The sequence below is a fragment of the Plastoroseomonas arctica genome, assembly GCF_018128965.1.
Taxonomy (GTDB): Bacteria; Pseudomonadota; Alphaproteobacteria; order Acetobacterales; family Acetobacteraceae; genus Plastoroseomonas; species Plastoroseomonas arctica.
Window position 1 is genome coordinate 357534 of sequence record NZ_JAAEDH010000002.1, and the last position, 16508, is coordinate 374041.

The window sequence follows — 16508 nt, forward strand, 5'->3', positions numbered from 1 at the left end:
AATTTCCCCGGACCCCATTCTTTCGTTTTTGGCGACTTGGGGCCAAACACACGGGCAGCGCCGACATGATGCGCATCATCGGGCTGGCAGGATGGAGCGGGGCCGGGAAGACGACACTCCTCGCCCGGGTGATCCCGAACCTCATCGCGCGCGGAACCTCCGTCTCCACGCTCAAGCACGCGCATCACCGCTTCGACATCGACACGCCGGGGAAGGACAGCCACACCCACCGCGAGGCGGGGGCGCGCCAGGTGCTCGTCGCCTCGGAAAATCGGTGGGCCCTGATGACCGAGCTGCGCGGCGCGGCCGAGCCCAGCCTTGCCACCCTGCTCGGCCACCTCGAACCCGTGGACCTCGTGGTCATCGAAGGCTTCAAGCGCGAGCCGCACCCGAAGATCGAAATCCACCGCGCCGGCAACGCCAAACCCTGGATGCACCCCGAGACCCCCGGCATCCGCGCCGTCGCCTCTGACACCCCGCCGCCCTACGACCTGCCGCACACCACGCTCGACGACATCGACGGGATCGCCGATCTTTGCCTCCGCTTCGCGGAGCCACCCGCCTGATGGCGCAACTCACCGATGACTGCTTCGCCTTTGGCGGCACGCTGATGGGCATCGACGAGGCCGAGGCCCTCATCGCCAGCCGCATCCCGGCCCTGCCGGGCGAGGAACAGGCGCCACTCGAAGCCGCCCTCGGCCGCATCCTGGCGCAGGAGCTGGTCGCACCCCTGCCGTTGCCGCCCTTCCACAACAGCGCCGTGGACGGCTACGCCTTCCGCCACGCGGACCTGGTGCCCGGCACCGCAACCCCGCTCCTCGTCGCCGGCCGCGTCGCCGCCGGCGGCAAGGCCGTGCCCCTCGCGCCCGGCACCGCCGCGCGCATCTTCACCGGCGCGCCGATGCCCGAAGCCAGCGACACCGTCATCATGCAGGAAGACGCGGAGATCACCGCCGGCGCCGTCCTGATCCCCACCGGGCTGAAGCCCGGCGCCAATGCACGGCCCGCCGGCGAGGACGTCGCGCAAGGCAGCGTGGCCCTGCCCGCCGGCCGGCGCCTGGACGCGCCGGCCATCGGCCTCGCGGCCGCGCTCGGCCTCACCCATCTCGGCGTGGCGCCGCGGCCGCGCATCGGCGTCTTTTCCACCGGGGACGAGCTCGCCCAGCCCGGCACGCCGCTCCGCGCCGCGCAGACCTACGACTCCAACCGCTTCACCTTGCTCGCGCTGCTCGCGACGCTGCCGGTCGCGGCGACCGACCTCGGCATCCTGCCCGACGACGCCGCCACCACCGGCCGCGCACTGCGCGACGCCGCCGCCACGCACGACCTGCTTCTCACCACCGGCGGCGTCTCGACGGGCGAGGAAGACCATGTGCGCGCCGCGATCGAGGCCACCGGCGCGCTGGTGCTCTGGCGCCTGGCCATAAAGCCCGGTCGCCCCGCCGCCATGGGCGTCATCGCCGGCACGCCCATCATCGGGCTGCCCGGCAACCCGGTGGCCGCCGTCATCACCTTCCTGCACCTGGCGCGGCCGATGATCCTGCGCCTCGCGGGGGCGACGCCGCGCCCGCTGCCGCGCTTCGCCGCCACCGCCGATTTCAGCTACCGCAAAAAGGCCGGACGCCGCGAATACGTCCGCGTCACCCTGGCCGACACCGAGGACGGCCTGCCTGTTGCGCGGAAATTCCCGCGCGAGGGCGCCGGCCTGCTCTCATCCCTCACCCGGTCCGACGCCTTCGCCGAATTGCCCGAGCCGGTGACGGAGGTCACGCCCGGTGACCGCCTGCGCGTGCTGCCCTTCGCGGCGTTGTTCGGCTAGCTCAGCGCCGCCGGCCGCCGCCGCCGCGGTAGTGCCCGTAGCCGCCGCGGGCATAGCCGTAACCGCCGCGGGCATAGCCATAGCCACCCCGCCCGTAGCCGTAGCGCGGGCCGTAATACCGCGGTCCGCCGAATCGGAAATAGAAAGGGTAGGGCGCGATCGCGCCGTAATACGCATACGGCCCGACCGCATAGGGGTAGCTGTACGGATACGCATACGGGTAGGCAGGGCCCTGCGGAAAAGCCACCTGGTTGCCCGAGCTCGTGATGCACTGGATGTAGGCCGCGTCATAGCGCCCCTGCAGCTCCGACGAGGAGGCCTGGGCGCCACTCGCGCCGACCACGGAACCGGCCGCGAGACCCGTGCCCGCGCCGATCGCCGCGCCCGCGCCGACATTGCCGCTCGCCGAGCCGATCAGCGCGCCGGCGGCGGCGCCGATCGCTGTGCCGACCACCGCCGTGCCCACCGCCGCATCCGTGCCGCGCGCCGCGTCGGCCGGGCCGATCTGCGCATCCGCGTAGCCGCGGCAATTCACTTCCTGCGCGTTGAACGTCGCGAGGTCACGGCCCTGCGCCGGCAGCGCCAGCACGCTCGGGCCTTCGGGCCGCACCACGGCGCAGGCGCCCAGCGCCACCGGGAGAAGAACCACGCTCAACCTGCCGAAGTTCGTCATGGCACCACCTTCCGCCGCCGGCGACCACGCCGCCCGCACACCGGGCGCCAAGCCGACAGACATGCCATCCAGATGGTGCCGCGGACGGCCCCGCGCAAAGGCCGCAACGCTTTGTTGCGCGCCTCGCGAAGGCTTGCGGACGCCGCGAGGCTAGAGGCGCACGCCCCCGGTCTGAAACGCCACCTGCGCCGTGCGCTGCATCTGGGTGTCCATCACGAAGGCAGCACCCAGCCCCAGCACCACGGCCACCACCACCCCGGTCAGAACGGCCCTCATCGCGCATGCTCCATTGTTCACGGCGATATGATCGTCCCCGGCCGCCGCAACAAGAGGCTTTCCGCCTCCGCCAGTTCCTCGGGCGTATTCGCGTTGAAGAACGGATCACCGCCCGCGACGTCCCACTCCACCTCCACAACCCCATGCCGCGCCGTCCAGCGGTCGATCTTCCGCTCTCCCGCCAGCACCGCCGCCCGCAAATCCCCCTCCAACGCCACCGGCCATACCCCCACCGGCGGATGCGCAAACCCGCCCGAGCGCGCACACGCCAACTGCCCGGCCACCACCAGGCGCCCCACCAGATCCAACGGCAAAAACGGAGAATCCCCCGGCACCGTCACCACCCCCGCAAACCCCTCACGCCCCGCCCACGCCAACCCCGCCAGAATCCCCGCCAACGGCCCCGGATGGCCCGGCACATCATCCCCGACCACCTCAAGACCAAACGCGGCGAACCGCCCCCCATCCCCATTCGCATTGATCACCATGCGCCCCACCTGCGGCCCCAACCGCTCGATCACATGCGCCAGCATCGGCCGCCCGCCCAACACCCGCAGCGGCTTGTCCCCCCCGCCCATCCGGCGCGCCAGACCACCCGCGAGGATGACGCCAAGCAAGGCGGGGGGCTCCGCCCCCTCGACCCCCGCCAGGAGCCTGGAGGCCCCTGGACCCGCTTTATTTGGTCCTGAGCTTGGAAGGGTGGGCTCTGGACTTTTAGCAGGGCCTGTCATCGGGAGAGGGTGGCCGGTGAGCGCTCATCGGTTGGGAGCACACCTCCGGCCACCCTCTCCCGATGACAGGCGTTACCGCCAACCGACCCAGCACCGAACCTCCCCAGACCCGGTACCAAATAATCCGGGTCCAGGGGCATGCATGCTCCTGGCGGGGTCCAGGGGCAGAGCCCCTGGCCTTGCTTGCTGTCATTCATCGCGCGTGTTCTTGCGCCAGTGACGGGGGTGCTCAGCGTCGCCGGCGTTGGGGTCGGCGTCGAGGATGATGCGGGATTCGCCGGCCAGGGCGATGAAGCGGCGCCCTTTACAGCGGCCGATGAGTGTCAGGTTGGCTTCGCGCGCGAGTTCCACGCCCCAGGCTGTGAAGCCTGATCGCGAGATCAGGATGGGTATGTTCATGCGCACGGTCTTGATGACCATTTCGGAGGTCAGCCGGCCCGTGGTGTAGAAGATCTTGTCCTGGGTCGGGATCTGTTCGCGCCACATCCAGCCGGCGATCTTGTCGACGGCGTTGTGCCGCCCGACGTCTTCCATGTAGGCGATGGGCTGGTCCTGGGCGCACAGCGCGCAGCCATGGATGGCGCCGGCCTCGAGGTAGAGGGTGGGCAGGGTGTTGATGGCCTTGAGCAGGCCGTAGAGCCAGGAGGTGCGCAGGCGTGCCTCGGGGGCGAGCTTCACAGCGGCGAAGCCTTCCATGAGGTCGCCGAAGGCGGTGCCCTGGGCGCAGCCGGAGGTGAGGGTTTTCTTCTTCAGCTTGGTTTCGAAGTTGGTCGCGCCTTCGGTGCGGACCACGACGACCTGCAGGTCGTCGTCGTAGTCGATGGCGGTGATGGTGTCGGTGGTCTTCAGCATGCCCTGGTTGAGCAGGTAGCCGATCGCCAGGTCTTCGGGGCGGTCCAGGATCGTCATCATCGTGACGATCTCCTGGCCGTTGAGGTAGAGCGTGAGCGGCCGTTCGACCGTCACGCTGGTCTCGATGCGCTGGCCATCCTGGTCGAGGCCCGTGACGCGGCGGGTGAGGCGCGGGTCGGTGGGGTCGGGGCGGACGAGCAGCGCGTCGGTCATGGCTAGCGTGCCACGGCCCGGCCGCGGAGTGCGGTGAAGATGATGCCCATGCCCAGGCCCCAGACGCCGTTGATCAGCATCGGCCGCCACCAACGGTTGATGTCGCCCACCGGCATCGGCTGGCCGCGCAGATACGGCAGCAGGGTGAGGTTCACCATGGCCGCCCCCAGCATCCCCACCAGGATGCCCACGATGATGGCGGACAGCCGCGGCCGCGCCAGCATGATGGCGCCGAACAGGATGCCCCACATGCCGCCCCAGAAGGCCTGGTTCAGGATGGTGGGCACGCCGTAGGGCGGCACGGGAGCGAAGGACCAGGGTCGGCTCGGCACCAGCCCGGCGGTGGAGAGCGCGAGCACGGTGAGCTGATGGAAGATCGGCACCGATATCGCGCCCGCCAGAAAGCCGAGCAGCAGGATTCGCAAAGGCATGAAGTCTCTCCCGAGGGTTGCCTCGTTCTAACGCGAGGATGCGCGGGCGCGCCATGGGCACGCCTTGGGGCCGCATTGGGGTGGCGTGTCGGGCGGTCAGCGCTCGCAGCGGATGAAAAGCGTGCTCCGATGCGCGGTTTCGCCCACTTCGGCGGCGCTGCGGTCGACGCCGAGGCTTTCGGCGGCGAGCGGCGTGAGCCCGGCACGGCGGAGGAAATCCATCGCCTCGGTGCCCTTGACCGCGAAATTCACGTTCTGCGGGATGTCGCCGGTGCGTGCCGCGATGCGCTGCGCGTTGAGCTTGGACACGACGATGCCCACCACATGGCCCTGCCGGTCGAGCAGCGGACCGCCCGAATTGCCCGGCTGCACCGGCGCGCTGATCTGGAACTGCACCGGGTTGTCCTGCATGCCCGCCAGCGCGCTCACCTCCCCGGTGGTGAGGGTCGGACCGGAGGAGAGCACGCCCGAGAGCGGAAACCCGTAGGTCACCACGGCCTCGCCGCGGCGCACCTCGTTGGTGCGAAAGGTGAGCGGCGGCCCTGGGTCGCCCGGCACGGTGAGCAGTGCGAGGTCGCGGCGCTGGTCGACGCGCGCCGGCGGCGTGGCGGCCAGCGTGCGGCCATCGGCGGTGCGCACCAGGATGCGGTTGCAGCCCTCCACCACGTGCTGGTTGGTGAGCACCACGTCGCGCGCCACGACGAAGCCGGTGCCGGATGCGACGCGCGCGCCGGTATTGGGCTGCGGCCCGCCGCCGGCCGCGGGTGGGGGTGGCTGCGGGGTGCGCGGCGGAGCGTCCGGGCGCGGCGTGACGACGGCCGCGTTCGCCAGCCGCACCTCGCGGTTGGCGCAGATATCCTGCTCGCGCAGCACTGCCTCGCGCCCATCCTCCAGCACCAGGCGCAGGTCGAAGCGGCAGCCGGCGCTCGGCGCCGGGCGCAGCGCGAACCTGGCATCGGGGGCGAGCAGCCCGCGGCTGAGCAGGTTGGAGCCCCAGTCCGGCCGCCCGCTGCGCACCGCGTGCAGCGCCACCGCGTCGGCGCCGGTGCCGTTCACGATGCGGAACGCCTCGGGCGAGGCCGGTTGCGCGAGCGTCGGGGATGGGGCCGGCGCCTGGGCGAGCAGCGGCAGGGCGGCCAGGGCAGCGAGGGCGAGGCGCAGGGGACGGGGCATGGCGCGCAGCATGTCATGGCGCGGGGCGGCTGCGTCAATCGCATCTTCGCTGCAATCGGACCCTGCCCTGACCATATGCATCGCATGCCGGACACCCAGACCCCGCCAAACCGCGTCACGCTTCCGATCACGGGCATGACCTGCGCCGGTTGCGCGCGTGGCGCGAGCCGGGCGCTCGGCTCGGTGCCGGGCGTCACCGCGGCGAGCGTGAACCTCGCCTCCGAGCGTGCCGAGGTGACCGGCAGCGCGCCGCTGCCGGCGCTGATCGCGGCGGTGCGTGGCGCCGGCTATGACGTCGCCAGCATCGATGCCCGGCTTGCGATCAGCGGCATGAGCTGCGCGGCCTGCGCCACGCGGGTGGCTGCGGCGCTCGAATCCGTGCCCGGCGTGATGAGCGCGAGCGTGAACCCGGCGAGCGGGGTCGCCGCGGTGCGCATGCTCGCCGGCACCACGGCGGGGGCGCTGGAGGCGGCGGTGCTGCGCGCCGGCTATGGGGTGACGCAGGAGGATCATGCCGCGCCGGCGGATCGCGGCTGGGTCGCGCCGCTGCTGGCCGCGCTGCTCACCGCGCCGCTGCTGCTCGGGATGGCAGGCATGGCGCTGGGCCGCGACTGGATGCCGCACCCCTGGCTGCAATTCGCGCTGGCCACGCCCGTGCAGTTCATCCTCGGCGCGCGCTTCTACAGCGCCGGCTGGCGCGCGGTGCGCGCGGGTGCCGCGAACATGGACGTGCTGGTCGCACTCGGCACCGGCGCCGCCTATGCGCTCTCGGTCTGGACGCTGCTGCGCGACGGCGCGGGGCACGCGCATGGGCTGTATTTCGAGGCCTCGGCCGCGTCATCCTGTTCGTCCTGGTCGGCAAGTGGCTGGAGGGCCGGGCCAAGCGCGCCACGGGCTCGGCCATCGCGGCGCTGCTCGCGCTGCGGCCCGCCACCGCGCGGGTGATCGCAGACGGGACCGAGCGCGAGCTCGCAACCGAGATGCTGCAGCCCGGCGACGTGCTGGCGGTGCGCCCCGGCGAGCGCATCGCCGCCGACGGCGCCATCGCCGAGGGCTTGGCCAATATCGACGAGAGCGCGCTGACCGGCGAAAGCCGCCCCGTCGCGCGGGCGGTGGGCGAGGCCGTGCACCAGGGTGCCATCGTGCTGGATGGCCGGCTGCTGGTGAGCGTCACCGCGATCGGCGCCACCACCATGCTCGCCCGCGTGGCGTCCCTGGTCGAAGCCGCGCAGGCGAGCCGCGCCCCGGTGCAGAAGCTGGTGGACCGGGTGAGCGCGGTCTTCGTGCCCGCGGTGCTGGGCATCGCGGCCCTCACGCTGCTTGGCTGGCTGCTGGCCGGCGCGGCGGCCGGGACCGCGGTGCTGCACGCGGTCGCCGTGCTGGTCATCGCCTGCCCCTGCGCGCTGGGGCTCGCGACACCCGCCGCGATCATGGCCGGCACCGGCGCGGCGGCGCGGGCGGGCATCCTGATCCGCGACGCGGAGGCGATCGAGCGCGCGGGGGGGATCACGCTCGTTGCCTTCGACAAGACCGGCACGCTGACCGAAGGCCGTCCGCGCCTCGCCGCCCGCCATGGCGATGCGGACGGGCTGCGCCTGGCGGCGGCGTTGAATGCCGGCAGCGAGCATCCCCTGGCGCACGCCCTGCTCGCCGCGCTCGGCGCCGCGCCGCCGCCCGTCACCGATTTCCGCGCGCTGCCGGGGCGCGGGGTGGAGGGCGTGGTCGAGGGCCGGCGCCTGGCCTTGGGCAGCCCGCGGCTCCTGACGGAAGCCGGTGCCTCCGCGGGCCCGCTTGCGGCCCTCGCCGATGCCGAGGAAGCCCAGGGCCGGACGCTGGCCTGGCTGATCGAGGGCGACCGAGCGCTGGCCCTCTTTGCCTTCGAGGATGCGGTGAAGCCGGGTTCGGCCGGCGCCATCGCGGCGCTGCGTTCCATGGGCGTGCGCGTCGCCATGCTCAGCGGCGACCGCGACGCCGCCGCGCGCGCCGCGGCCGCGCCGCTCGGCATCGCCGAGGTCGCCGCCGAGCTGCTGCCGGCGCAGAAATCCGAGGCCATCGCGGCCTGGCGCGCCACCGGCGCGCACGTCGCCATGGTGGGCGACGGCGTCAACGACGCCCCCGCGCTGGCCGCCGCCGACCTCGGCATCGCGATGGGCACGGGGACCGACATCGCCATCGCGGCCGCCGGCGTCACCCTGCTGCGCGGCGACCCCGCGCTGGTGCCGGCCACGCTCGCCATCACCCGGCGCACACTGGCAAAAATCCGTCAGAACCTGGGCTGGGCCTTCGCCTTCAACGCGCTGGGGATTCCACTCGCGGCGTTCGGCTTTCTCTCGCCGGTCGTGGCCGGCGGGGCGATGGCGCTGTCCTCGGTCACCGTGCTCGGCAACGCCCTGCTGCTGAGCCGCTGGCGCCCCTGACCCAGCCGCGGCCAGCGATTGCCGCAGAGCTCAGCGGATATTGCCAGCCACTTTGCGGATGCTCTCGGACAGCGCGCTCATGAGGCCGTTCACCATCGCGATCACGCCGGCGCGTTGGCTCATCAGGCTTTGCAGCTGGATCATCGAGACCTCGCTCATCTCCATCATGGTGTCGCCCCGTGCGCGGGCGCCGAGGCCGTAGAGCAGCGCATAGGCGACGGCGTACTTGCTCGCCGGGTCGGCCAACTGCGCCGATCCCGACACGAGTCGGGTGGCGAAGGCGACGGCGCCGTCGAGGACAGGCCGCGTGACGCCCTGCGCGGCACCGGCCGAAGCCTGGCTGCGCAGCGCCGCGCGCGCTCCGGGCGTGAGGAGGATGACGGCCTGCCGGGTGCCCGCGAATGGCTCCTCCTGCGGCCCGACAACCAGGATCGGCGCCGCGACGGTCGCGGTCTGCGTCAGCGGGCGCGAGGCCAGCGTCTGGCTGGCGCCCTGGGTCAGCGACGTGGAGAACAGCCGCGGGGAGAGGGTCATGGGCGCGTCTCCGGATGGGCTTGCCGCGCGCAGGCCGGCGCGCGGCGTGGCGATGCTGCACCGGCGTCGCGGCGCGACAAAGACAAATCCGGCCCTGCCGCCTTCTTGCCAAGCCGCCGCGACCGACGCAGGCTTCGCCCGCCGCGCCGAAGACGCGGCGCTGCGGAGGATACTGCGTGAAGGATGTGTTCGTCGGCCTCGATGCCGAAATCCCCGAAGGCGGCCGCAAGGTCGTCGTCGCCGAGGGTGTCGAGATCGGGGTCTTCCGCGTCGATGGCGGCCTGCTGGCCTGGCGCAACGAGTGCCCGCACCAGGGCGGCCCGGTCTGCCAGGGCCGCATCATGCCCGGCGTCGAGGAACGCCTCGACGGGGAGCGCAAGAGCCTGGGCATCCACTACAAGGCCGGCTCGCTCGTCGTCGTCTGCCCCTGGCACGGCTACGAGTTCGACATCCACACCGGCGCGCATGAGGGGCTGTCCTCCATCCGCCTGGCCCCACACCCCGTCAGCGTGCGCAACGGCGAAGTCTTCGTGGGCATCCGTGGCTGAGGACCTCGCCGCCTTCGCGCAGGCCGCGCTCGCCGGCCCGCCCGACGCCGTCTCCGACGAGACGATCCAGGCGCTGCTCACCGCTGGCCTGCGCCTCTACGCCTGGAAGGTGGAGCAGCAGCAGCGCCACTTCCTGCCCATCACCACGCGGAATGCCGTCACCCCCACCGACGTCGCCGTCACCGTCACCGAACTTCTGCGCGCCGTGAACCTCAACCTGTTCGACCTCTCCATGTGGGCCGATCGTCCGCGCTACAGCGCCGACGACACCGGCATTCCGTAAAGGACCCCTCCGCGATGGACGCCCGCACGCCCCCGCCCGAACTGCCCGAGATCGGCCCGCGCACCAACTCGCTCGACATCCTCGCGCATGGAAAGGCGCAGGCCGCGCGGCGCGGCTTCGACCGCACCTTCATCGTCGATGTCGACAGCCATATCGGCGAGAGCGGCAACTGGCCCGAGGTGCTGAAATACATCGAGAACGACGCGACGCGCGAAGCCGCCTTCACCTTCGGCGGCGGCACCGGCCAGGGCGCCTTCCTCAACGACATCCCCGGCCTGCAATGGCAGAGCGCGCATGGCCGAATCCCGCACGGCTCCGGCCTCAAGGAACCCGCGCCCGACGGCTTGCCGAAACCAGTCTCCCTCGCCCGCCGCGCGATGGATGCGCTGTCGCTCGACTACCAGGTGTTCTTCCCCAACGGGCTGCTGTTCCTGGGCATGCATCCGGTGCGCGAAATGGAGGTGGAACTCGCCACCGCCTACAACCGCTGGATCGTCGAGGAAGTCCTGCCCCACGAGCCGCGCATGAAGGCGATGCTCTACCTCCCCTTCAACGTCCCCGACGCGGCCGAGGCCATGGTCAAGCGCTTCATCGGCGCGCCCGGCGTGGTGGGCTTCCTCGTCACCTCCACGCGCTACCAGGCCGTCCACGCCAACGAGTACATGCGCACCTACGCCATGCTCGAAGAAGCGGGCATGCCGATCGGCTTCCACGCCCACCACAACTGGCACAACGAATACACCAAGCAGCTCAACCGCTTCATCTCGATGCACGCGCTGTCCTTCGTGCTGTCGAACCTTGTGCACCTGACCAACTGGGTCATCAACGGGCTGCCCGAGCGCTTCCCGAAGCTGAAGACCATCTGGATCGAAAGCGGCCTCGCCTGGGTGCCCTTCCTGATGCAGCGCCTGGACCACGAATACCTGATGCGCCGCTCCGAAGCGCCGCTGCTCAAGCGCCTGCCCAGCGAATACATGCGCGAGATGTTCTACACCTCGCAGCCGATGGAGGCGCAGAACATGAAGCTGCTGGAAGGCACCTTCGAGGCGATCAACGCCGAGACGCAGCTGCTCTATGCGTCCGACTGGCCGCATTGGGATTTTGACGTGCCGTCCACGATCTTCGACCTGCCCTTCCTGAGCGATACGGGTCGACGGAATATCCTGGGGTACAATGCGGCGCGGCTGTTCAATCTTGAGGTGCCTGCCAGGTATGGGCAGATGGCGGCGGAGTAAGAAAGCATGGGGGAAATGAATTTCCCCCCGAAAACGTATACGTTTTCGCCCCATTCTTTCTTTTTTGATTACCTGGTGCTGGCTGCACAGCCAGCGCGAATAAACCGAACGAGCGCTGCCCCCCAGCCAGCACCAATAGATAAAAATAAAAGAATGGGGGTCTGGGGGAAATTCTTTTCCCCCAGTCTTCCTCGGAGGAAAAGATGCACCGCAGGGCACTCCTCGCCACCCCGTTCCTGGCCACCGCAGCGCATGCGGACACCTGGCCCGACCGCCCCGTGCGCATGATCATTCCCTGGCCCCCCGGAGGCGGCAACGACATCGTCGGCCGCATCGTCTCCGAGCGTCTCGCCCACGCTCTCAGCCGCCCCGTGGTGGTCGAGAATCGCGGCGGCTCCAACGGCGTCATCGGCGCCGAGGTCGTCGCGAAATCCCGCCCTGACGGCTACACGCTGATGTTCCATTCGGTGACCTCGCACGTGGTCAATCCCGTGGTGTATCCACGGCTGCCCTATGACACGGAGCGCGACTTCATCGCGGCTTCCATCCTGGGGTATTCGGCGCTCGCGATCATCGTCAATCCGGGGCTTGGCATCCGCACGCTGCCGGAGCTGATCGCGCGTATCCGCGCCCAGCCAGGCCGGTTCAACTACGCCTCCTTCGGCAATGCCAGCGCGGGGCACCTGGCCGGGGAGTTGTTCAAGCAGCGGCTGGGCCTCGACATCGTGCACGTGCCGTATCGGGGCGGTGGGCCGGCGTTGGCGGATACGATCTCGGGGGCGATTCCGATGAATTTCTCGGGCATCAACACGGCGGCTTCGGCGCTGCGCGGCGGGCTGGTGGTGCCGCTCGCGGTCACGGGGGCGGAGCGCTCCTCCATCCTGCCCGACGTGCCCACGGTGGCGGAGGCGGCGGGGCTGCCGGATTTCGAGATGGGCGTGACCTATGCGGTCTGGGCGCCGGCCGGCACGCCCGACGCGATCGTCGAGCGCATCGCCATCGAATGCACCGCCGGGCTGCGCGACCCTGGCGCCCAGGCGATCCTGGCGCAGAACGGGGTGGAGGTGTTGGCGCCGATGAGTGCCGCGCAGCGCGCCGCGCGGGTGGCGCGGGAGGCGGCGGTGCTGGGGCGGGTGGTGCGGGAGTCGCGGCTGACGCTGGAGTAGCAGGGCCGGCCTCGCGGCGCAGTAAGCGCCGCAGGCAATAATGCCTGCGTTCACGCCGCGCCGGTCGCCGAAGCTCGGCGCTGCCACCACATCACGCACCAATAGATAAGAATAAAAGAATGGGGTCTGGGGAAATTCCTTTCCCCAGCCTTTCTACTCCGCCGCCTGCGCCTGCATCCCCGGTCGCTTCACCCGCACCCGTCGCACCCGCCTTACATCCGCCTCCAGCACGCGGAACTCCAGCCCCGAGGGGTGGGAGACCAGCTCCCCCTTCGCCGGCACGCGCCCCGCCAGCGTGGTCACCAGCCCCGCCACGGTGTCGATATCCGCGCCGCGTTCCTCATCGGTCAGCACCGGGCCGAACTTCTCCTCGAAATCCTCGACCGGTGTGCGCGCGTCCATCTCAATCGTGCCGTCGGGGCGTTCGATGATCTGGGGCGCGGCGATCTCGTCGTGTTCGTCGGCGATGTCGCCGGTGATGGTTTCGACCAGGTCCTCGATGGTGACCAGGCCGTCGATGCCGCCGTATTCGTCGACGACGAGGGCGAGGTGGACGCGGGCCTGGCGCATCTGCAGCAGCAGGTCGAGCACGGGGACGGTCGGGACGACGAGAAGCGGCCGGCGCAGCATGGCCTGCAGGCTGAACGGCCCGTCGCGCCCGACCGCGGCGAAGACGTCCTTGATGTGCACCATGCCCAGGATGTCGTCGAGGTTGTCGCGATAGACCGGGTAGCGGCTGTGCCCGTCATGCTGGATGAAGGTGATGGCCTGGTCGAGCGTGAGGTCGATGGGCATCGCCATGATGTCGGCGCGCGGCACCATCACGTCGTAGGCGTTCTTGCCGCGGAGCGTGAGGACGTTGCGCAGCAGCGCGCGCTCGTGCGGGTCGAGGCCGGTGTCGGGGGGCTGGTCCTCGCCGTCGCGATGGGCGTGTTCGCGGCTTTCGATGAGTTCCTCGACGCGGTCGCGCACGCTTTCCGCCTCTCGCTTCCGCATCAGCCCCTGCAGCCGCCAGAACAGGCCGTTGCGGGCATTCTCGTCGGACGAGCTCATGATCCGCCCCTCCGCTGTGCGGGTGGGGGCTTCACAATACACCTCGCCACGGGTTGGGCAGGCCGAGGCGGCGCATCACGCGCGCTTCTGCGCGCTCCATGCGGCGCGCATCGCCGGCGTCGATGTGGTCGTGCCCTACCAGGTGCAGCGCGCCATGGGCGACCAGGTGCGCCAGGTGCAGGTGCGCGCGCCTGCCGGCGATCCGCGCCTCGCGCCGCACCACGCCGAGGGCGAGTGCCATGCCGCCCAGCGTGGCGGGGTGCTCGGCCGGAAAGGACAGCACGTTGGTGGGCTTCACCTTGCCGCGGAAGCCGCCATTGAGGCGCTTGAGCGCACGGTCATCGGACAGCAGCACGGTCATCGCGCCGGTACGCCCGGCCTCGGCCAGCGCTGCCTGGGCGGCGCGGCGCGCGACGCGTTCCACCCGGGGCACGGCCGCGTGCCATCCGGGGGCTTCGATCATCACCGCGACCTCGCTGGGCGAGGCCGCCTGCCGGACCCCGGCCACCGGACGCGTACTGCGTCCTCGGCCAGGTCGGCTACTTTCCGGTTCCATCACTCTCCTTCTTTCCCCGGCGCTTCTTGTCGCGCCCCGAGGAATCGTCGGAACGATCATAGGCGGCGACAATCCGGGCAACCAGGGGGTGCCTTACCACATCCTTTTCCGAAAAGCGCGCGACGCCGATGCCCGGAACGCCATCGAGGATGCGCAGCGCCTCGACCAGGCCGGAGGGGGTGTGGCTCGGCAGGTCCACCTGCGTCGGGTCGCCGGTGATGACCATCCTGCTGCCCTCGCCCATGCGGGTGAGGAACATCTTTATCTGGGCCCCGGTGGTGTTCTGCGCTTCGTCGAGGATGCAGTAGGAGTGGGCGAGCGTGCGGCCGCGCATGAAGGCGAGCGGCGCGATCTCGATCTCGCCCGAGGCGATGCGCTTGGCGACCTGGTCGACCGGCAGCATGTCGTGCAGCGCGTCGTAGAGCGGGCGGAGATAGGGATCGACCTTCTCCTTCATGTCGCCGGGCAGGAAGCCCAGCCGCTCGCCGGCCTCCACCGCAGGGCGGGAGAGGATGATGCGATCGACGCGCCCGGCCTGCAGCAGCGCCACGCCCTGTGCCACCGCGAGGTAGGTCTTGCCGGTGCCGGCGGGGCCGACGCCGAAGCACATCTCGTGGCGTTCGAGCATCTCGATATAGGCGGATTGCGCGGCCGACCGGGGCGCGATGGCGCCCTTGCGCGTGCGGATCGCGGGGAGGTCGCGCAGCGGCAGCCGCGGCTCGCCCTGCTCGGCGCCGCCCTCGGCGAGGCGGAGTGCGGCCTCGACTTCGGCGGTGCCCACATGCTGCCCACGCTCCAGCCGCTTCCACAGCGCCATCAGCGCCGCTTCCGCCATCTCCGTCCGTTCCGAATTGCCCGCGATCGCGATGCGGTTGCCGCGTGCCGTCAGCTTGACGCCGAGCACCTGCTGCACGCGGGCGATGTTGCGGTCGTGTTCGCCGATCAGCACGGCGAGGAGCGCGTTGTCGTCGAATTGCAGCGTGACCGATCGCTGCTCGGAGGGGGGGACGGGACGGATGCCGCGGGCTTCGCCGTGGCGGAGGGCAATCGCGTGGGTCTGGGTCAAGCGGCCTGGTTCTCCTGGGCAGGGGTGAAGGCACCAACCTCGCCGCCATGCCATGTGGCGGCGCTCTCCTCGCTCAACAACGCGGCGGCGAGGGAGTTCTTGCGCCCGGCGGTCACACGCACGCGCGCGACCTGCCCGGCAAGGGTGTCCGGGGCATCGAAATGCACCGGCTGCAGCCAGGGCGAGCGCCCGGCCATCTGCCCGGGGCGCTTGGCGGGGCCGGTGACCAGCACATCCATCACCATCCCTTCGCGGGAGATGTTGAACGCCTCGGCCTGGATGCGCAGCAGGTCCTGGATCTCGGCCAGGCGGGCCTGCTTGACGTCCTCGGGCACCTGCGAGCCGGCGCCGGCGGCGGGCGTGCCCGGGCGCGGCGAATACATGAAGCTGAAGGATTGCGAGAAGCCGACGTCGCGGATCAGCCGCAGCGTCGCCGCATGATCCGCATCGCTCTCGCCTGGATGGCCGGCGATGAAATCCGAGGAGAAGGCGATCTCCGGCCGCGCCGTGCGCAGCCGGTCCACGACGCGGCGGAAGTCAGCGGCGGTGTGGCCGCGGTTCATCGCGGCCAGCATGCGGTCGGACCCCGACTGCACCGGCAAATGCAGCAGCGGCAGCAGCGTCGGCAGCTCGCGGTGCGCGGCGATCAAAGCATCATCCATGTCGCGCGGGTGGCTGGTGGTGTAGCGCAGCCGCGCCACGCCGGGGATCGCGGCCACCGCATGCAGCAACGCCGCGAGGCCGCCCGGAGCGCCGTGGTAGGCGTTCACGTTCTGCCCGAGCAGCACGATCTCCCGCGCCCCGCGCACCACCATGCTGCGCGCCTCCGCCACCACCTGGTCCAGCGGTCGCGAAAACTCCGCACCGCGCGTGTAGGGCACCACGCAGAAGGAGCAGAATTTGTCGCAGCCTTCCTGCACGGTGAGGAAGCCCACCGGCTCGGACGTCCCCGCCGCATGCGGCAGATGGTCGAACTTCGCCTCGGCCGGGAAGTCGGTCTCGATCTGCGCGCCCGCCGCCCGGCTCGCGCGCGCCACCATCTCCGGCAGGCGGTGATAGGTCTGCGGGCCGAGCACGATATCGACATAGGGCGCGCGGCGGCTGATCTCCGCGCCCTCCGCCTGCGCCACGCACCCCGCGACCGCGATGATCATCCTGTCGCCCCGTTCGGCGCGCGCTTCCTTGACCCCGCGCAGCCGCCCCAGGTCCGAGAATACCTTGTCGGCGGCCTTCTCGCGGATGTGGCAGGTGTTGAGGATGACCATGTCGGCCTCGTCGGCCACCTCCGTCGGCGCGTAGCCGAGCGGGGCCAGCACATCCGCCATGCGGTTGCTGTCGTACACGTTCATCTGGCAGCCCCAGGTGCGGATCAGCAGGCGCTTGGGGGTTTTGGCTGTCATTCGGGGGCAGGCTCCGCTCGGCCCGCGCCGGAGGGGGCGTGGGCGGAAGCGGGGCAGATGCGCAGACCCCGGGCCAGGGTCA

Annotated in this window: 19 protein-coding genes; 8 read left to right on the top strand and 11 right to left on the bottom strand. The window is 70.8% G+C overall.

Annotated elements, in window-relative coordinates; translation table 11 throughout:
- Positions 1-65: 65 nt before the first annotated feature.
- Both mobB and GXW79_RS03980 read left to right on the top strand, forming a co-directional pair.
- Positions 66-566: a molybdopterin-guanine dinucleotide biosynthesis protein B gene (gene mobB, locus GXW79_RS03975; protein ID WP_456315826.1), complete on the top strand. Its 501-nt coding sequence runs from the start codon at positions 66-68 to the stop codon at positions 564-566.
- Entirely contained in the window at positions 566-1819 is a 1254-nt protein-coding gene (locus GXW79_RS03980) for a molybdopterin molybdotransferase MoeA (protein ID WP_211873029.1), read from the top strand. Before mobB ends, GXW79_RS03980 begins: the two co-directional genes overlap by 1 nt.
- A 1-nt stretch (position 1820) precedes the next feature.
- On the opposite strand, the gene GXW79_RS03985 is transcribed toward GXW79_RS03980, so the two are convergent.
- The 6 genes from GXW79_RS03985 to GXW79_RS04005 all read right to left on the bottom strand — a co-directional run bounded on the left by GXW79_RS03985 (position 1821) and on the right by GXW79_RS04005 (position 6168).
- On the bottom strand, positions 1821-2492 hold the full coding sequence (locus GXW79_RS03985) for a glycine zipper family protein (protein ID WP_211873030.1): 672 nt from the start codon (positions 2490-2492) through the stop codon (positions 1821-1823).
- A gap of 150 nt (positions 2493-2642) precedes the next feature.
- A complete protein-coding gene (locus GXW79_RS21580; RefSeq protein WP_281414657.1) occupies positions 2643-2768 on the bottom strand; it encodes a hypothetical protein in 126 nt (41 codons plus the stop codon).
- A 17-nt stretch (positions 2769-2785) separates the two neighbouring features.
- Positions 2786-3385 carry a molybdenum cofactor guanylyltransferase MobA gene (gene mobA, locus GXW79_RS03990; RefSeq protein WP_281414658.1) on the bottom strand — a complete coding sequence of 200 codons (600 nt, stop codon included), beginning with the start codon at positions 3383-3385 and terminating at the stop codon, positions 2786-2788.
- A 303-nt stretch (positions 3386-3688) separates the two neighbouring features.
- Positions 3689-4564, bottom strand: a complete 876-nt coding sequence (gene fdhD / locus GXW79_RS03995) for a formate dehydrogenase accessory sulfurtransferase FdhD (RefSeq protein WP_211873032.1) — start codon at positions 4562-4564, stop codon at positions 3689-3691.
- A gap of 2 nt (positions 4565-4566) precedes the next feature.
- Positions 4567-4995, bottom strand: a complete 429-nt coding sequence (locus tag GXW79_RS04000; RefSeq protein WP_211873033.1) for a hypothetical protein — start codon at positions 4993-4995, stop codon at positions 4567-4569.
- A gap of 96 nt (positions 4996-5091) precedes the next feature.
- Positions 5092-6168 carry a S1C family serine protease gene (locus GXW79_RS04005; protein WP_246503673.1) on the bottom strand — a complete coding sequence of 359 codons (1077 nt, stop codon included), beginning with the start codon at positions 6166-6168 and terminating at the stop codon, positions 5092-5094.
- Positions 6169-6252: 84 nt separating this feature from the next.
- Here GXW79_RS04005 and GXW79_RS21735 point away from each other — a divergent pair, with 84 nt between their 5' ends.
- Positions 6253-7113, top strand: coding sequence for a cation transporter (locus GXW79_RS21735; RefSeq protein WP_367614794.1), 861 nt, complete (start codon positions 6253-6255; stop codon positions 7111-7113).
- The gene (locus tag GXW79_RS04010) at positions 7020-8585 is read left to right on the top strand and encodes a heavy metal translocating P-type ATPase (protein ID WP_367614797.1); all 1566 of its coding nucleotides are present in this window, start codon (positions 7020-7022) and stop codon (positions 8583-8585) included. The genes GXW79_RS21735 and GXW79_RS04010 overlap by 94 nt, the downstream gene beginning before the upstream one ends.
- Before the next feature lie 30 nt (positions 8586-8615).
- On the opposite strand, the gene GXW79_RS04015 is transcribed toward GXW79_RS04010, so the two are convergent.
- The gene (locus GXW79_RS04015) at positions 8616-9119 is read right to left on the bottom strand and encodes a hypothetical protein (RefSeq protein ID WP_211873035.1); all 504 of its coding nucleotides are present in this window, start codon (positions 9117-9119) and stop codon (positions 8616-8618) included.
- Positions 9120-9295: 176 nt separating this feature from the next.
- On the opposite strand from GXW79_RS04015, the gene GXW79_RS04020 reads away from it, so the two are divergent.
- The 4 genes from GXW79_RS04020 to GXW79_RS04035 all read left to right on the top strand — a co-directional run bounded on the left by GXW79_RS04020 (position 9296) and on the right by GXW79_RS04035 (position 12351).
- Positions 9296-9667, top strand: a complete 372-nt coding sequence (locus GXW79_RS04020; protein ID WP_211873036.1) for a Rieske (2Fe-2S) protein — start codon at positions 9296-9298, stop codon at positions 9665-9667.
- Positions 9660-9950, top strand: a complete 291-nt coding sequence (locus GXW79_RS04025; RefSeq protein ID WP_211873037.1) for a hypothetical protein — start codon at positions 9660-9662, stop codon at positions 9948-9950. Before GXW79_RS04020 ends, GXW79_RS04025 begins: the two co-directional genes overlap by 8 nt.
- A 14-nt stretch (positions 9951-9964) precedes the next feature.
- On the top strand, positions 9965-11185 hold the full coding sequence (locus GXW79_RS04030; RefSeq protein WP_211873038.1) for an amidohydrolase family protein: 1221 nt from the start codon (positions 9965-9967) through the stop codon (positions 11183-11185).
- 203 nt (positions 11186-11388) lie between these two features.
- Positions 11389-12351 (top strand): Bug family tripartite tricarboxylate transporter substrate binding protein, encoded by a 963-nt coding sequence (locus GXW79_RS04035; protein ID WP_211873039.1) that lies wholly within the window; start codon positions 11389-11391, stop codon positions 12349-12351.
- A 153-nt stretch (positions 12352-12504) separates the two neighbouring features.
- Here the strand turns inward: GXW79_RS04035 and GXW79_RS04040 are convergent, their stop codons facing one another.
- Genes GXW79_RS04040 through miaB form a run of 4 tightly spaced genes read right to left on the bottom strand, consistent with a single transcriptional unit; the run spans position 12505 to position 16426 of the window.
- The gene (locus GXW79_RS04040; protein WP_211873040.1) at positions 12505-13404 is read right to left on the bottom strand and encodes a hemolysin family protein; all 900 of its coding nucleotides are present in this window, start codon (positions 13402-13404) and stop codon (positions 12505-12507) included.
- A 31-nt stretch (positions 13405-13435) separates the two neighbouring features.
- A complete protein-coding gene (gene ybeY / locus GXW79_RS04045) occupies positions 13436-13912 on the bottom strand; it encodes an rRNA maturation RNase YbeY (protein ID WP_367614795.1) in 477 nt (158 codons plus the stop codon).
- A 31-nt stretch (positions 13913-13943) separates the two neighbouring features.
- Positions 13944-15026: a PhoH family protein gene (locus tag GXW79_RS04050; RefSeq protein WP_408901537.1), complete on the bottom strand. Its 1083-nt coding sequence runs from the start codon at positions 15024-15026 to the stop codon at positions 13944-13946.
- Positions 15023-16426 carry a tRNA (N6-isopentenyl adenosine(37)-C2)-methylthiotransferase MiaB gene (gene miaB, locus GXW79_RS04055; protein ID WP_211873043.1) on the bottom strand — a complete coding sequence of 468 codons (1404 nt, stop codon included), beginning with the start codon at positions 16424-16426 and terminating at the stop codon, positions 15023-15025. The genes GXW79_RS04050 and miaB overlap by 4 nt, the downstream gene beginning before the upstream one ends.
- Positions 16427-16508 lie beyond the last annotated feature (82 nt).

Coding starts and splice junctions, on each gene's coding strand:
- mobB (WP_456315826.1), top strand. CDS start 66: ATGATGCGCATCATCGGGCTGGCAGGATGGAGCGGGGCCGGGAAGACG.
- GXW79_RS03980 (WP_211873029.1), top strand. CDS start 566: ATGGCGCAACTCACCGATGACTGCTTCGCCTTTGGCGGCACGCTGATG.
- GXW79_RS03985 (WP_211873030.1), bottom strand. CDS start 2,492: ATGACGAACTTCGGCAGGTTGAGCGTGGTTCTTCTCCCGGTGGCGCTG.
- GXW79_RS21580 (WP_281414657.1), bottom strand. CDS start 2,768: ATGAGGGCCGTTCTGACCGGGGTGGTGGTGGCCGTGGTGCTGGGGCTG.
- fdhD (WP_211873032.1), bottom strand. CDS start 4,564: ATGACCGACGCGCTGCTCGTCCGCCCCGACCCCACCGACCCGCGCCTC.
- GXW79_RS04000 (WP_211873033.1), bottom strand. CDS start 4,995: ATGCCTTTGCGAATCCTGCTGCTCGGCTTTCTGGCGGGCGCGATATCG.
- GXW79_RS04005 (WP_246503673.1), bottom strand. CDS start 6,168: ATGCCCCGTCCCCTGCGCCTCGCCCTCGCTGCCCTGGCCGCCCTGCCG.
- GXW79_RS21735 (WP_367614794.1), top strand. CDS start 6,253: ATGCCGGACACCCAGACCCCGCCAAACCGCGTCACGCTTCCGATCACG.
- GXW79_RS04015 (WP_211873035.1), bottom strand. CDS start 9,119: ATGACCCTCTCCCCGCGGCTGTTCTCCACGTCGCTGACCCAGGGCGCC.
- GXW79_RS04030 (WP_211873038.1), top strand. CDS start 9,965: ATGGACGCCCGCACGCCCCCGCCCGAACTGCCCGAGATCGGCCCGCGC.
- GXW79_RS04035 (WP_211873039.1), top strand. CDS start 11,389: ATGCACCGCAGGGCACTCCTCGCCACCCCGTTCCTGGCCACCGCAGCG.
- GXW79_RS04040 (WP_211873040.1), bottom strand. CDS start 13,404: ATGAGCTCGTCCGACGAGAATGCCCGCAACGGCCTGTTCTGGCGGCTG.
- miaB (WP_211873043.1), bottom strand. CDS start 16,426: ATGACAGCCAAAACCCCCAAGCGCCTGCTGATCCGCACCTGGGGCTGC.